Below are 14,248 nucleotides of genomic sequence, written 5' to 3' on the forward strand. Positions count from 1 at the left end.
AGCTCAGCGGGAGTTGTGGATCTCCCCAGCCCGCTGAGCTGCATCTCGGCGTCCGGAAAGCGTCGATAGGCGACTCAGGGTCGTGCGGGGGCGCGCCGCAAGCCTTCAGCTGCGTCTCGACGGAGGTGTCGGCGAGGGCCCGGACACGACGACGCCCGGACCGGTGACCCGGCCCGGGCGTCGTGACGCGCTGCTACGCGACGATCAGACGTCGTAGCGGTCGGCCATCATGACCTTGTCCCACGCGGCGACGAAGTCACGGACGAACTTCTCCTTCGCGTCGTCGGAGGCGTAGACCTCGGCGACGGCGCGCAGCTCGGAGTTCGACCCGAAGACCAGGTCGGCACGGGTGCCGGTCCACTTCACGTTCCCGGAGGCGTCGACGGCCTCGAAGGAGTCGTCGTCACCGGCGACCGAACGCCACTGGACGTCGGAGCCCAGCAGGTTGGTGAAGAAGTCGTTGGTCAGCGTGCCGACCTTGTCGGTGAACACGCCGGCCGTCGACCCGCCGGTGTTGGCGCCCAGCACACGCAGGCCGCCGACCAGCACGGTCATCTCCGGGGCGGAGACGCCGAGCAGGTTCGCGCGGTCGACGAGCAGGAACTCGCCGGGCAGGGTGTGGCCCTTGCCGCGGTAGTTGCGGAAGCCGTCGGCGGTGGGCTCCAGGTAGGAGAACGACTCGATGTCGGTCTTCTCCTGGGTGGCGTCGGTGCGGCCCGGGACGAACGGGACGGTGATGTCGTGCCCGGCGTCCTTGGCGGCCTTCTCCACCGCGGCGGCACCGGCCAGCACGACCAGGTCCGCGAAGGAGATCTTCTTGCCGCCGGTGAGCGAGCCGTTGACGTCGGACCGGAGCGACTCCAGCGTCGAGACGACCTGGCGCAGCGTGTCGGGGTCGTTGACCTCCCACTGCAGCTGCGGCTCCAGGCGGATGCGGCCGCCGTTGGCGCCACCGCGCTTGTCGGACTGGCGGAACGACGAGGCCGCGGCCCAGGCGGTCTTGACCAGGTCGGTGACCGACAGGCCGGACTCCAGCACCTTCGCCTTGATCGACGCGACGTCGTCGGCGTCCACCAGCGGGTGGTCGACGGCCGGGACCGGGTCCTGCCACAGGAGCTCCTCCTGCGGCACCCAGGCGCCGATGTAGCGCTCCTTCGGGCCCATGTCGCGGTGGGTCAGCTTGTACCAGGCGCGACGGTAGGTGTCCTCGAACTCGGACGGGTTGTCCAGCCAGCGGCGGGTGATCTCGCCGTAGGACGGGTCGACCCGCATCGCGACGTCGGTGACCAGCATCGTCGGCTTGCGGTTCGGGTAGCCGGGCTCCGGGTCGGGGATGATCTCCGGGGCGTCCTTGGCGATGAACTGCTTGGCACCCGCCGGGGACTCGGTCAGCTCCCACTCGTAGGCGTAGAGGTGCTTGAGGTAGTCGTGGCTCCACCGGTTCGGGGTCCGGGTCCAGATGACCTCGAGCCCGGAGGTGATGGCGTCACGGCCCTTGCCGGACCGGAAGTTCTGCTTCCAGCCCAGGCCCTGCTCGGTGATGTCGGCGGCCTCCGGCTCGGGGCCGACGTTGCCGTTCTCGTCCGGGTTGGCGGCGCCGTGGGTCTTGCCGAGGGTGTGCCCGCCGACGATCAGCGCGGCGGTCTCCTCGTCGTTCATCGCCATCCGGCCGAAGGTCTCGCGGATGTCGCGGGCCGCGGCGATCGGGTCACCGCTGGCGTCGGGGCCCTCCGGGTTGACGTAGATCAGACCCATGTTCGACGCGCCGAGCGGCTTCTCCAGCTCGCGGTGGGCGAAGTCCTTGCTGCCGCCGTAGCGCGCCTCGTTGCCCAGCCAGACGTTCTCCGAGCCCCAGTAGACGTCCTCGTCGGGCTCCCACACGTCGGCGCGGCCGCCGGCGAAGCCGAACATCGGGAAGCCGGAGATCTCGTGGGCGCGGTTGCCCGCGAAGACCATCAGGTCGGCCCAGGAGACCTTGCGGCCCCACTTCTGCTTGACCGGCCACAGCAGCCGGCGGGCCTTGTCGAGGTTGCCGTTGTCGGGCCAGCTGTTCAGCGGGGCGAAGCGCTGCATGCCGGCGCCGGCGCCGCCGCGGCCGTCGTAGGTCCGGTAGGTGCCGGCCGAGTGCCAGGCCATCCGGATGAAGAATCCGGCGTAGCTGCCGTGGTCGGCGGGCCACCAGTCCTGCGAGGTGGTGATGACGGCGTCGACGTCGCGGGCGAGCTCGTCCAGGTCGACGGTCGCGAACTCCTTCGCGTAGTCGAAGTCCGGCTCCATCGGGTCCGAGGCGGGGGCGTGCTTGCGGAGGATCTTCAGGTTGAGCTGGTTCGGCCACCAGCTCTGGTTGCCGCCACCCTCGGTGGGGTGCGCGATGCGGCCGGCGGCGACGGGGCAACCGCCGTCCTGCTCGCGGTTCATCTCGCTCTCGACGGTGGGGTGCTCGTCAGACACGGGACATCCTCTCGGGATCAGTGGATGAGCAGTCGGGGCACCGGCCCCAGTAGACGACCTCGGCCTCGTCGATCACGAAGCCGTTGTCGTCGGAGGCGGTGAGACAGGGTGCGGAGCCGACGGCGCAGTCGACGTCGGCGATGGCGCCACAGGACCGGCACACCACGTGGTGGTGGTTGTCGCCGACCCGCGCCTCGTACCGCGCGACGGAACCGGTGGGCTGGATCCTGCGGACCAGCCCGGAGGAGTGCAGCGCACGCAGGACGTCGTAGACGGCCTGGTGCGACACCTCCCCGAGGTCCTCCCGCACGACACGGATGATCGACTCCGTGTCCGCGTGCTGGTGGGAGTGCACCGCCTGCAGCACGGCCAGGCGAGGACGCGTCACGCGCAGCGACGCCGCGCGCAGCATGCCCTCGTAGTCCGATGCGTTCGACACGGCGGCGAGACTGCCCGTTTTTCTTGAGTCGGTCAAGTTTCGGCGTGTCTCAGTATGAGACCGGCGCCACGTCAGACGGTGCTGCGCTCCCGGCCCGCCCAGAACGGTGCCCGGAGATCCTTCTTGAGGATCTTGCCGGTCGGGTTGCGGGGGAGCTCCGGCAGGACGTCGACGGTCTTCGGACACTTGAACGACGCCAGATGGGCCCGCGCGTGAACGAGCAGCTCCTCGGGGTCGACGGTCGCCCCCGGCGCGGCCACCACGCAGGCCTTCGGGACCTCGCCCCACCGGTCGTCGGGCACTCCGATGACGGCGACGTCGCCGACGGTCGGGTGCTCGGCGAGCACCCGCTCGATCTCGGCCGGGTACACGTTCTCGCCGCCCGAGACGATCATGTCCTTGATCCGGTCGGTGACGTAGACGTAGCCGTCGGCGTCGATGTGGCCGCCGTCGCCGGACCGCAGCCATCCGTCCGGGGTGATCGCCGCCGCCGTCGCCTCCGGCTTGTCCCAGTAGCCGCTCATCAGCTGGTCGGTCCGCACCCAGATCTCCCCGGGCTCGTCCGTGCCGAGCCGCTCGCCCGTCGCCGGGTCGCGCACCTCGATCGTGCAGCCGGTGATCGGCCTGCCCGCCGACACCAGCCGGTGCTCGACGGCCGGGTCCCCGTGGTCCTCCGGGCCCAGTGAGCTGACCACGCCGCAGGCCTCGGCCATCCCGTAGACCTGGTGCAGCTTCGGGCCGAACAGCGCCAGCGACGCCCGCATCACCGGCAGCGGCATCGGCGAGGCGCCGTAGGAGATGGCCCGCAGCGACGTGTAGTCGCGGTCGGCCGCGCCCGGCACCTGCGTCATCGCGCCCATCAGCGCGGGCACCCAGAACGTGTGCGTGATGCCCTCTGCGGCGACCATGTCCAGCAGCGCCGCCGGGTCGGGCATCCGGGCCATCACGATCCGCGCGCCCTGGGCGAGCGCGAGGAAGGCGTAGCTGGTCCCGCCGACGTGGAACAGCGGCATCGCGACCTGCACGACGTCGGTCGGCGTCAGCTCGAAGTCCGCGGCGACGTGCGCGGCGTGCGCCAGCATCGCGCCGTGGGTGAGCATCGCGCCCTTCGGGAACCCGGTGGTGCCCGAGGTGTAGAGCTGTACGAAGCAGTCGCCGGGGCCGGCGTCGTAGGGGTCGGTGTCCGGCTCGTGCGCGGCGAGGAACGCCTCGTACTCGTCGGCGTCCCCGCCCACGTGGAGCACCCGCTCCACCGCGGTGAGCTTCTCCCGCAGCTGCCCGACCGCCCCGGCGAACTCCGGGCCGACCAGCAGCAGCCGCGCCCGGGCGTCGCCGATCACGTAGACGATCTCCGGCGGGGCGAGCCGGAAGTTCACGACCGCGTTCGCCGCCCCGATCCACGCGCACGCCAGCGACAGCTCCAGGCACGACGGGTGGTTGAGGTCCAGCACCGCGACCCGGTCGCCCGGGCCGATGCCCTCCGCGCGCAGGGCCGCCGCGAGCCTGCGCACCCGGACGTCGAGCTCGGACCAGGTGCGGCGGACGTCGCCGAAGCGCAGGGCCTCGTCGTCCGGGCGCCCGGTGGCGTGGGTGCGCAGCAGGGAGGACACGGTGCTGGTCGGGTCGATCACGGGGTGGCTCCTCGGGGCTCGTCGCTGAGCGTGTGACGCACGCCATTCAAGTCCGTTTCGTCGGTCTCGCGCCAGTGCCGACCGGATCGGTCCGATCCCGGGACCCCAGGTGCGCGCGGGAAGGCCGGGCGCAGGTCGAGGGGGCCGATGTCGTCGCGGTGGCGCACGACGAGGTCGCCACCGCGACGGAGGAGATCGCGGCCGGGGTGCCGTCGGCGACGTGGCCGGTCGACGACCAGTCGCCGGAACGCACGCGTTCCGTCGGTCGCTAGGGTGAGGGTGTGACCGTCCGACGAGCCACCACCGGCGGAGCGGTGCTGCGCCCCCGCGTCACCGAGGCGATCGTGTCCGCGACCTTCGCCGAGCTGGCCGCGTGCGGGTACGCCCGCCTGTCGATGGAGGCCGTCGCCCGGCGTGCGGGGGTGGGCAAGGCCGCGCTGTACCGCCGCTGGTCGTCGAAGCAGGAGATGCTGGCCGACCTGGTCCGTCAGGCCGTCGCCGACACGTTGCCCCCCGCTCCGTCGACCGGCGCGTTCCGCAGCGACCTGCGGGAGCTGCTCGGGGAGCTGCGTGACCAGGTGGCCGCCCCGGTGGTGGCGGACGTGGTCCCGACGCTGCTGGCCGAGCTCCGCCACACCCCGGCCCTCGCCGAGGTGGTGCAGGCGGACGTGGCCGGCCCCCGGCGGGAGGTCGGCGTGGAGATGCTGCGGGCGGCGGTCGAGCGGGGGGACCTCCCGCCGTCGGTGGACGTCGATCTCGCGGTCGACCTCCTGATCGCTCCGCTGCTGTTCCGGGTGCTGGTCACCGGGGCGGCGTGCGACGACGCGTACCTGGACACCCTCGCCGCGGCGGTCGAGGCGGCGGTGCGCGCCACCGCGTAGCGGTCGTGGTCCCGGCCGCCGCCGTCGGGCCGACCCCGCGCCGGGGCCGCCTCCCGGCGGGATCCCGGGCTGGGCGAGGATGGCCGCCAGGCGATGCCCCGGTGCGAACCGGGGTGCGACGCGAGAACGGCGGGAGGCCGGAGTGCAGGAGACCGCGTCCACGGACCCGGCGACGGCGGCCGGGAGCGGGCGGATCGTCGTCGAGGGTCTGGGCAAGAGGTTCGGCCCGGTCGAGGCCGTGCACGACCTGTCGTTCACCGTCGAGCCCGGCTCGGTGACCGGGTTCCTCGGACCCAACGGCTCGGGCAAGACGACGACGCTGCGGATGATCCTCGGCCTGGTCGTGCCCAGCACCGGGCGCGCGCTCGTCGACGGCGTCCCGTTCTCCGCGCTGACCTCGCCCGGCCGCGTGGTCGGCGCGGTCCTGGAGGTCCAGGGCGTGCACCCGCGGCGCACCGCGCGTGCGCACCTGCGCGCCGCGGCCGCCGCGATCGGCGTCCCCGACTCGCGGGTCGACGAGGTCCTCACGCTGGTCGGCCTGGCCGCCGCCGCGGACCGCTCGGCGGGCGGGTTCTCGCTCGGCATGAACCAGCGCCTGGCCCTGGCCGTCGCGCTGCTCGGCGACCCGCGCATCCTCGTGCTCGACGAGCCGGGCAACGGCCTCGACCCCGACGGCATCGCCTGGCTGCGCTCGTTCCTGCAGGCCTTCGCCGCGTCCGGGCGCAGTGTGCTCGTCTCCTCCCACCAGCTGGCCGAGATGGAGCTGACCGCGCAGCGCCTGGTCGTCATCGACCGTGGTGCCTGCCGGTTCGACGGCACCGTCGCCGAGCTGCGCGCCGGCCACGGCTCGCGGGTGCTCGTGCGCGCCGCGGACCCGGCCCGGCTGGCCGAGGCGCTCGCCACGGACGGGATCACCGAGATCGACCGCGTCGACGACGGCGTGCTGGCCGTCGGCGGGGCCGACGCGGTCCGCGTCGGGGACCTGGCGCTCGCCGCGGGCGTCGCCGTGTACGGCATGAGCGAGGAGCGGGCCGGGCTGGAACAGATGTTCCTGCGCCTGCTCGCCGGGGAGGAGCAGCGCTGATGGCGACCGTGAGCCTCGACCGCTTCCGCGCGGTCCTGACCGCCGAGGTCCGCAAGACCCTGTCCACCCGGGTGTGGTGGCTGCTGTTCCTGCCGGTGCTGCTGCTCGCGCTGGCCCAGAGCCTGCTCGGCAGCATCCTGCAGCTGCTCGTGCCGCAGGCCACCGACACCTCGTCGATCCTGATGCTCGCCGGGCTGGCGTCGGCGCTGACCATGACCGCGATCGTCGGCGGCGCCTTCGGGACGCTGCTGGGCACCGGCGACTTCCGGCACCGCACCGTCACGCTGGCCTACCTGACCGGGTCCCGTGGCCAGGTGCTCGCGGCCAAGGCGCTGATCGCTGCCGTCGTCGCCGGGCTGTACGCGCTGTTCCTCGTCGTGGTCGGTCCGCTGCTCGGCGGTGCGGCGCTCGGCGGCCAGCAGCTGCCCGACCTCGGGCGGCTCGCCGGGCTGGGCGCGATCGGCATCCTGGTGTGCGCGCTGTGGGGGGTCCTCGGCGTCGCCGTCGGGACCCTGGTGACCAACCAGGCCGGGGCGATCGCGCTCACCGTCGGCTACCTGCTCATCGGGGAGAACCTGATCGCCGGGGCACTGCGCGCGGGCGACGGGTCCTCGCTCGGCGACCCGTCGGTGTTCGCCCGGCTGACGCCGTTCCTGCCCGGCAACGCCGGTGACCTCGCGATCTGGGAGCCGGTCGTGAGCTCGGCCGGGCTGGGGGCGCAGTCGCAGTTCGTCCTGGAGTTCCTGGCCGGGGTCAGCGCCCCGCCGCCCGGCTGGGTCGGGCTGCTGGTCCTGGCGGTCTGGACGGCCGCGGGGATCGCACTGGCCGCCGTCGTCGGGGCGCGGCGGGACATCACCTGAGACGAGCCGGCGGCCCCGGGCCCGGCGCTGCCGTGCGTAGGGGACGCCGCTCCCGAGCCGCCTCGCGCGGTGAGCACCGCCGTAGCCCTGTCGATCAGCGCATGAGCGTCGTCCTCCCGGCTCCCGGTTGCGCTCGTGTACTGATCGACGGCGCGGGTCCGGAGCGACGAGGTGGCGGCGCAGGGGCGGCGGTGGCCGGGAGTCCGGTGGGCGGTGCGGGAGAGCGGCCGTCGTCGACGGCGGGTGTCCGCCGGCCCCGCGCCGGGCGGCGTCGCCGGGCCGGTTGTCGGGGGGCGGGCATAGCCTGGCGACGTGCCCTCTCCCCACCCCTCCGCACGCCCCGGCTGGATCCGCAGACTGGCCACGGCATGCATGCGGCACCGCCGCGTCACCGTCGGTGCGCTCGTCGCGTCGATGCTCGGCGTCGGGCTGGAGGCGATCGGTCCGCTGCTGATCCGCGAGGGCGTGAACGGCGCGATCGGCGGGGACACCGGCGTGCTCGCGCCGGTCGTCGGCGGGCTCCTGGTGCTGGGCGTGCTGAAGTTCGTCGGTGCGTTCGTGCGCCGCTACCTCGGCGGCAAGATGGCGCTGAACGTGCAGCACGACCTGCGGCGCGCGGTGTTCGGCGCGGTGCAGCGCATGGACGGCGTCCGCCAGGACCGGCTGCGCACCGGCCAGGTCGCCTCGCGGGCCATCTCCGACCTGCAGCTGGTGCAGGGCTTCCTGTCGATGGTGCCGCTGTCGGCGGGCACCGTGGTGCTGGTGGTCGTCGCGATCGTCGCGATGCTGTACCTGTCGCCGCTGCTCACCGTGGTCGCGCTGGTCATGCTGCCGCTGGCGTTCCTGGCGACCAACAGCATCCGGCGCAGGCTGTTCCCGGCCACCTGGTCCGCGCAGCAACGGGCCGCCGAGATCGCCCAGCAGGTCGAGGAGACCGTCACCGGCGTGCGCGTGGTGAAGGGATTCGGACAGGAGGCCCGCGAGACCGCCACGCTGGAGGGACGGGCCCGCCGGCTCTACGGCGAGCGGCTGCGGGCCGCCGGGCTGACCGCGCGGCTCAACCCGATGCTGCTCGCGCTGCCCGGGCTGGGACAGGTCGCGGTGATCGGCGTCGGTGGCTGGATGGCCGCCCGCGGCACGATCGACCTCGGCACGTTCCTGGCGTTCACCACCTACGTCGGGATGCTCGTCGGGCCCGCCCGGCTGATCGGCGCGCTCGTGGTCACCGCGCAGCTGACCCGGGCCGGGGCGGAGCGTGTCTTCGAGATCGTCGACGCCGCACCGGGGATCGTCGACCCGGAGCGTCCGGCCGCGCTGCCCGAGGGCCCGCTGACCGTCGAGCTGGACGACGTCCGGTTCGGCTACGAGCCCGCGGGTTCCGGCCCGGACGGCGACGCCGCCCCCGATCCGGTCCTGGACGGGCTCTCCCTGCGCGTCGAACCCGGCGAGACCCTCGCCCTGGTCGGTCCGCCCGGCTCGGGCAAGTCGACGGTGGCCCTGCTGCTGCCCCGCTTCTACGACCCGCAGGCCGGGCGTCTCGCGATCGGCGGGGTGGACCTGCGCGACCTCCGGCTGCACGACCTGCGCGCCGAGCTGGGGGTGGTGTTCGAGGAGGCGTTCCTGTTCTCCGACAGCATCCGCAACAACATCGCCTACGGCCGGCCCGACGCCGGCGAGGACGAGATCCGCGCCGCCGCCGAGGCCGCGCAGGTGGCGTCGTTCGTGGAGGACCTGCCCGACGGCTACGACACCGAGGTCGGCGAGCGCGGCCTGACCCTGTCCGGCGGTCAGCGGCAGCGGATCGCGCTGGCCCGGGCGATGCTGACCCGGCCGCGGGTGCTCGTGCTCGACGACGCGACCTCCGCGGTCGACACCGCGACCGAGGCCGCGATCCACGAGACCCTGCACGAACTGACCGCCGAGCGGACCACGCTGCTGGTCGCGCACCGGCGGTCCACCCTGGCGCTGGCCGACCGGATCGCGGTGCTGGACAAGGGCCGGGTCGTCGACACCGGCACCGAGGACGAGCTGCGCGGCCGGTGCGCGCTGTTCCGGGAGCTGCTCGCCACCGGCCCCGCCGACGAGCTCGGCGGCGGTACCCGCGAGCCCGCCGCCCACGAGGCGGCACCCGGCACCGGCACCGGCGTACTCGCCGATGCAGCGGCGGGCCCGGCCGTCACCCCGGAGCTGTGGCCGCGGGTCAGCATCGAGGAGGACCCGGACCGGGCCCTGACCCGCGACGGCGGCGGCGGCGCGGCCGGCTGGGCCGGTGGGATCAGCGCGACCCCCGAGCTGCTCGAGTCCGTCGCGAAGCTGCCCCCGGCGAAGGAGTCCCCCCGGCTGCGCGGCGACGACGACCCGACCGCCCCCGATCCCGCGTTCCGGCTGTCCTCGCTGCTGCGCCCCGTGCGGTGGCTGCTGATGCTCGGCGTCGCGCTGATGACCGCGGACGCGCTGGCGACCCTGGCCCTGCCCAGCATCGCCCGGATCGCCGTCGACGACGGCATCGCCGACGGCGCCACCCGGGTCCTGCTGCTGGCGGCGCTGGCCGGGCTGCTGATCGTCGTGCTGGACGCGGTCGTCGTCGGGTTCCAGACGCTGGTCACCGCCCGGGCCGGGGAGAGCCTGCTCTACCTGCTGCGGCTGCGCAGCTACGCGCACCTGCAGCGGCTCGGCCTCGACTTCTACGAGCGCGAGCTGTCCGGCCGGATCATGACCCGGATGACCACCGACGTGGACGCGCTGTCCACGTTCCTGCAGACCGGACTGGCGCAGGCGGTCGTCAGCCTCCTGACGATCGGCGGGGTCGCGACCGCGCTGGTGCTCACCGACCCGCAGCTCGCGCTGTACGCGCTGGGCTGGCTGCTGCCGCTGCTCGCGGTCGGCACGGTGGTGTTCCGCCGGTTCTCCTCCCGCGCCTACGCCGAGGCCCGCGAGCGGGTCAGCGTGGTCAACGCCGACCTGCAGGAGAACGTGTCCGGGGTGCGCATCGCGCAGGCCTACGTCCGCGAGGAGCTGAGCTACGACCGCTTCGGTGAGCGCTCCGACGCCTACCGCCGGTCGCGGCTGCGCGCGCAGCGCTACATCGCCACCTACTTCCCGTTCGTGGCGTTCCTGTCCGACATCGCCACGGCGGTCGTGCTGTTCGTCGGCGGGACCCGCATCGTCGGCGGGGACATCACCCCGGGCGTGCTCACCGCGTTCCTGCTGTACCTGACCCTGTTCTTCGGCCCGGTGCAGCAGCTGTCGCAGGTGTTCGACGGCTACCAGCAGGCCCGGGTCGGCCTGAACCGGATCTCGGAGCTGCTGCGCACGCCCACCTCCGTCCCGGACGAGCCCGAGCGGCCGGCCCCCGTGCCGCCGCGACTGCGCGGCGAGGTCGAGCTGGACCACGTGACGTTCCGCTACCCGGGGGTGGACGCCCCCGCCCTCGACGACGTGTCGCTGCGCGTCGGGGCGGGCGAGACCGTCGCGCTGGTGGGCGCGACCGGAGCCGGCAAGTCGACGCTGATCAAGCTGATCGCCCGGTTCTACGACACCGGCGACGGCCAGGTCCGCGTCGACGGCGTCGACGTGCGCCGCTTCCCGCTGGCCGGGTACCGCGCGCGGCTCGGGGTGGTCCCGCAGGAGGCGCACCTGTTCACCGGTGACGTCGCCTCGAACATCGCCTACGGCCGACCGGACGCCCCGCCGGAGCGGATCGAGGCCGCGGCCCGCGCGGTCGGGGCGCTGGGCCTGGTGCGGTCGCTGCCGCAGGGGTTCCGCACCCCGGTGGGGGAGCGGGGGCAGGGCCTGTCGGCGGGGCAGCGGCAGCTCGTCGCGCTGGCGCGGGCCGAGCTGGTCGACCCGGACGTCCTGATCTTCGACGAGGCGACCGCGGCACTGGACCCGGCCACCGAGGCCACCGTGCTGGCGGCGGGGGAACGGGTGGCGTCGCGGCGGACCGCGTTCGTCGTCGCCCACCGGCTGCAGACCGCGCGGCGGGCGGACCGGATCGTGGTGCTGTCCGGCGGTCGGATCGCCGAGGAGGGCACGCACGACGAGCTGGTCCGCGCGGGCGGTCGCTACGCGGCCCTGTGGCGCGCGGGAGAGCTGGAGCCCGAGCCGGACAGCCCGCTGGCCGCACAGACCTGAGCGCGGCCCGGGGGTCAGTCCCGCAGGTGCTCGGCCCGTGCGGCGACGGCGGCGCGGCGCGGGTCGTCCCGGTCCAGCAGGTCCAGCAGCAGCTCGTGCGCCTCCAGGTCGTCGGTCCCCAGCGGGTGCACGACGAAGCGGTGCAGGAGCGCGACGTCGTCCGAGGCGAGCACGGCGTGCCGCAGCCCGACCGCGAGCTCGTCGCGCAGCTCGCGCACGGCGGGCGCGTCGGAGCGGGGCAGCAGCTCGCCGTGGCAGGAGTCGAGCGCGTCGGAGACCCGGCCGTCGCGCAGCGCCGCGCGGACCCGCAGGAAGTCGGCCTGGGGCCCGGCCGCCAGCCGGTAGGGGCGGGTGAGCAGCAGCTCCGCGCCCAGCGACGACCGCAGCCGGTGGATCTCGCCGCGGACGGTGGTCGGGTTGCCGTCCTCGCCGTAGAGCATCAGGGTCAACTGCTCGCCGGAGAGCCCGTCGGGGTGCAGCGCCAGCGCGGTGAGGATCTCCGCCGGGCGCAGGGTGGCGGCGAACTCCTCGCCGTCGAGGGTGACGCGCGGACCGGCCCCGCCGGTGAAGCGCAGCTCCAGCGGGCGGGGCGCACCGGTCGGCGCCGTCGGGACGACGCGCCCGCGCCGCCGCGACGGCGGCACCAGCAGGTAGCCCTCGGCCAGCCTCTCGACGGCCATCTCCCGGCCGTCGCCGAGCTGCACCCGGTCGACGCCGTCGTCGAGCCGGATCCGCTCGGGGAACAGGCCGTAGGGCTCGCTGGCGATGACCCGGCCGCTCGCGGACAGCAGGGCGCCCTCGGAGCCGCGCAGCGCCGCGAGGTGCGGCATGTTCTTGACCCGCAGCCGCTCGTCGGCGATCGCCAGCCGCACCCGCAGCTGGTTCTCCGCGAGGTGCGCGGTCGCCGTCACCAGCTGCACCAGCGCGGGGTGCACGGTGTGCAGCGGCCCGGAGATGTCGATCGCGCCGATGGTGTCGCCGGTGTCGGGGTCGTGCACGGGGGCCGCGACGCAGGTCCAGTCGTGGTAGGTGCGGACGAGATGCTCGGCGGAGTGGATCCGGACCGGCTCGTCGACGGCCAGCGCCGTCCCCATCGCGTTGGTGCCGATCGTCTCCTCGGCCCAGCGGGTGCCCTCGACGAGTCCGACGTCGTCGGCGGAGTGCAGCAGGCCGTGCGCGCCGTCGCGCCACAGGACGGTGCCGTCGGCGTCGGTCACGAGCATCACGTGCATCGCCTCGTCGGCGATGCTCACGAGGGTGGAACGGAGCAGCGGCATCACCGCGTGCAGCGGGTGGCCGGTCCGGACCTCCTTCAGCTCGTCGGCGAGATAGATGAGCGGGGGGAGTCGGCCCTCCGGGTCGACGTGCGCGGCCAGGCTGCGCTGCCACGAGTCCGAGACGACCGGGCGGGGGGTGCCCGCCGAACCGCCGGCGCCGAGACCGTCGTCGTAGATGCGCCGCAGGCGATGTGCGTCGGCGACCATCTCCTCGGGGGACGTCCCGCCCTCGGCTCCGCTCACGTCGCCTCCCGTCACGGCTGGGGGCACGTCGTGCCCTGCTCCCACGTGATGTCCCGCGCCGGCGCGGGACCGTCCCGGAATCGGTGGACCGTCCCGGGGTCGTGAGCATACCCGCTGCTCGGGGGCTCGACCCCTCGTGACCGGGGCGGGATGCGACGTCGCTCGATCGCGCGCAACGTGGGGGCAACGTGGCGCTCCCTACGGTTTGCCGCATCGGGACGCCGGGTGGCGTTCCTGCGATGACGCAACAGATCCACCGGAGGACAGCGATGACGCTCGAAGCCGTTCGTGAGGCCACCGATCTGCGTGCCGGCCGCGGGGCCGACGGCGCGGATGTGATCCGCCGCGCGGCCCGGGTACTCGTCGTCGACTCCGAGCCGGTCGTCCGGCACGGGCTGCGCGCCCTGCTGACCGCCGAGCCCGACCTGGCTCCGGCCGGCGAGGCCGCCTCCCCGCGCGACGCCCTGATGGCCGCCGAGCGCGCCCGCCCCGACGCGATCATCGTCGACATCGAGTTCGCCCGCGACGAGCGGCCCGGCCTCGACCTGGTGCGCGCGCTGCTGGAGCGCTGCCGCGGGGTGAAGATCCTCGTGCTGACCGGCTGCCGTGACCGCGACTCGATGATGCGCACCGTCCGCCTGGGTGTCCACGGCTACCTGCGCAAGGGTGCCGACACCGCCGAGATCGTGCGGGCGCTGCGCACGGTCCTGCGCGGCGAGGGTGTCTTCGACCCGGGCACCGCGAGCGCCGGCCCGCTGCAGGTGCTGCGCGACACCGACCCGGCGCCGTCGCCCACGCCGGACCTCTGCAAGACCTCGCTGCTGACCGACCGCGAGAACCAGGTCCTGCGGCTGCTCGCCGTCGGCCTGTCCAACCGCGAGATCGGGACCCGGCTGCGGATCTCCGAGGCCACCGTGAAGTTCCACGTGCGGAATCTGCGCGACAAGCTCGAGGTCCGTCGTCGCACCGAGATCGTCTACACCGCCGCCCGCCAGGGCATCGTCTGATCCCGCCGGGCCGGGGCGAGGCACGCGCCCGCCCCGGTCCGTGCCCTCGTCCAGCGCACGCGCGACCGGCGCGGTCACCCGACGGGTGACCGCGCCGGTCGCGTTGCGTGGTCGACACCACCCCTTCCGGGGATGCGTTCACCCGGCGGCCACCTTCTCCTCACCCCACGGGAGAACGGGGGTGCTGGGATGCGGAGGAAACGGACGGTTCCGAACGGACCGGACCGGACCGCGTCATCCC

9 protein-coding genes are annotated in these 14,248 nt (G+C 74.0%); 5 read left to right on the top strand and 4 right to left on the bottom strand.

Translation table 11 applies throughout. The features are described 5' to 3' along the window. Positions 1-204: 204 nt before the first annotated feature. The 3 genes from katG to AC0GKK_RS20835 all read right to left on the bottom strand — a co-directional run bounded on the left by katG (position 205) and on the right by AC0GKK_RS20835 (position 4,521). Positions 205-2,418: a catalase/peroxidase HPI gene (gene katG, locus AC0GKK_RS20825; RefSeq protein WP_489884043.1), complete on the bottom strand. Its 2,214-nt coding sequence runs from the start codon at positions 2,416-2,418 to the stop codon at positions 205-207. A gap of 25 nt (positions 2,419-2,443) precedes the next feature. Beyond that, positions 2,444-2,863 (bottom strand): Fur family transcriptional regulator, encoded by a 420-nt coding sequence (locus AC0GKK_RS20830; RefSeq protein WP_073578604.1) that lies wholly within the window; start codon positions 2,861-2,863, stop codon positions 2,444-2,446. Between the two features lie 98 nt (positions 2,864-2,961). Then, positions 2,962-4,521, bottom strand: a complete 1,560-nt coding sequence (locus tag AC0GKK_RS20835; protein WP_489882348.1) for a long-chain-fatty-acid--CoA ligase — start codon at positions 4,519-4,521, stop codon at positions 2,962-2,964. Between the two features lie 281 nt (positions 4,522-4,802). On the opposite strand from AC0GKK_RS20835, the gene AC0GKK_RS20840 reads away from it, so the two are divergent. The 4 genes from AC0GKK_RS20840 (at position 4,803) to AC0GKK_RS20855 (ending at position 11,480) form a co-directional block, all read left to right on the top strand. Then, a complete protein-coding gene (locus AC0GKK_RS20840; RefSeq protein ID WP_405415307.1) occupies positions 4,803-5,402 on the top strand; it encodes a TetR/AcrR family transcriptional regulator in 600 nt (199 codons plus the stop codon). 142 nt (positions 5,403-5,544) lie between these two features. Then, positions 5,545-6,486: an ATP-binding cassette domain-containing protein gene (locus tag AC0GKK_RS20845; RefSeq protein ID WP_226369656.1), complete on the top strand. Its 942-nt coding sequence runs from the start codon at positions 5,545-5,547 to the stop codon at positions 6,484-6,486. Next, positions 6,486-7,346: a hypothetical protein gene (locus tag AC0GKK_RS20850; protein ID WP_251784200.1), complete on the top strand. Its 861-nt coding sequence runs from the start codon at positions 6,486-6,488 to the stop codon at positions 7,344-7,346. Before AC0GKK_RS20845 ends, AC0GKK_RS20850 begins: the two co-directional genes overlap by 1 nt. Before the next feature lie 372 nt (positions 7,347-7,718). After that, a complete protein-coding gene (locus AC0GKK_RS20855; protein ID WP_489884044.1) occupies positions 7,719-11,480 on the top strand; it encodes an ABC transporter ATP-binding protein in 3,762 nt (1,253 codons plus the stop codon). A gap of 14 nt (positions 11,481-11,494) precedes the next feature. On the opposite strand, the gene AC0GKK_RS20860 is transcribed toward AC0GKK_RS20855, so the two are convergent. Further along, the gene (locus AC0GKK_RS20860) at positions 11,495-13,000 is read right to left on the bottom strand and encodes a GAF domain-containing protein (RefSeq protein WP_312888792.1); all 1,506 of its coding nucleotides are present in this window, start codon (positions 12,998-13,000) and stop codon (positions 11,495-11,497) included. Between the two features lie 269 nt (positions 13,001-13,269). On the opposite strand from AC0GKK_RS20860, the gene AC0GKK_RS20865 reads away from it, so the two are divergent. Further along, complete coding sequence (locus AC0GKK_RS20865) at positions 13,270-14,007, top strand: LuxR C-terminal-related transcriptional regulator (protein ID WP_062397435.1); 738 nt, start codon at positions 13,270-13,272, stop codon at positions 14,005-14,007. Positions 14,008-14,248: the final 241 nt, after the last annotated feature.

The organism is Pseudonocardia sp. P-1, from assembly GCF_058111925.1.

Bases quoted from the DNA above. Each gene is read 5' to 3' on its own strand.
- katG (WP_489884043.1), bottom strand. From the start codon at position 2,418: ATGAACCGCGAGCAGGACGGCGGTTGCCCCGTCGCCGCCGGCCGCATC.
- AC0GKK_RS20830 (WP_073578604.1), bottom strand. From the start codon at position 2,863: ATGCTGCGCGCGGCGTCGCTGCGCGTGACGCGTCCTCGCCTGGCCGTG.
- AC0GKK_RS20850 (WP_251784200.1), top strand. From the start codon at position 6,486: ATGGCGACCGTGAGCCTCGACCGCTTCCGCGCGGTCCTGACCGCCGAG.
- AC0GKK_RS20855 (WP_489884044.1), top strand. From the start codon at position 7,719: ATGCGGCACCGCCGCGTCACCGTCGGTGCGCTCGTCGCGTCGATGCTC.
- AC0GKK_RS20865 (WP_062397435.1), top strand. From the start codon at position 13,270: ATGACGCTCGAAGCCGTTCGTGAGGCCACCGATCTGCGTGCCGGCCGC.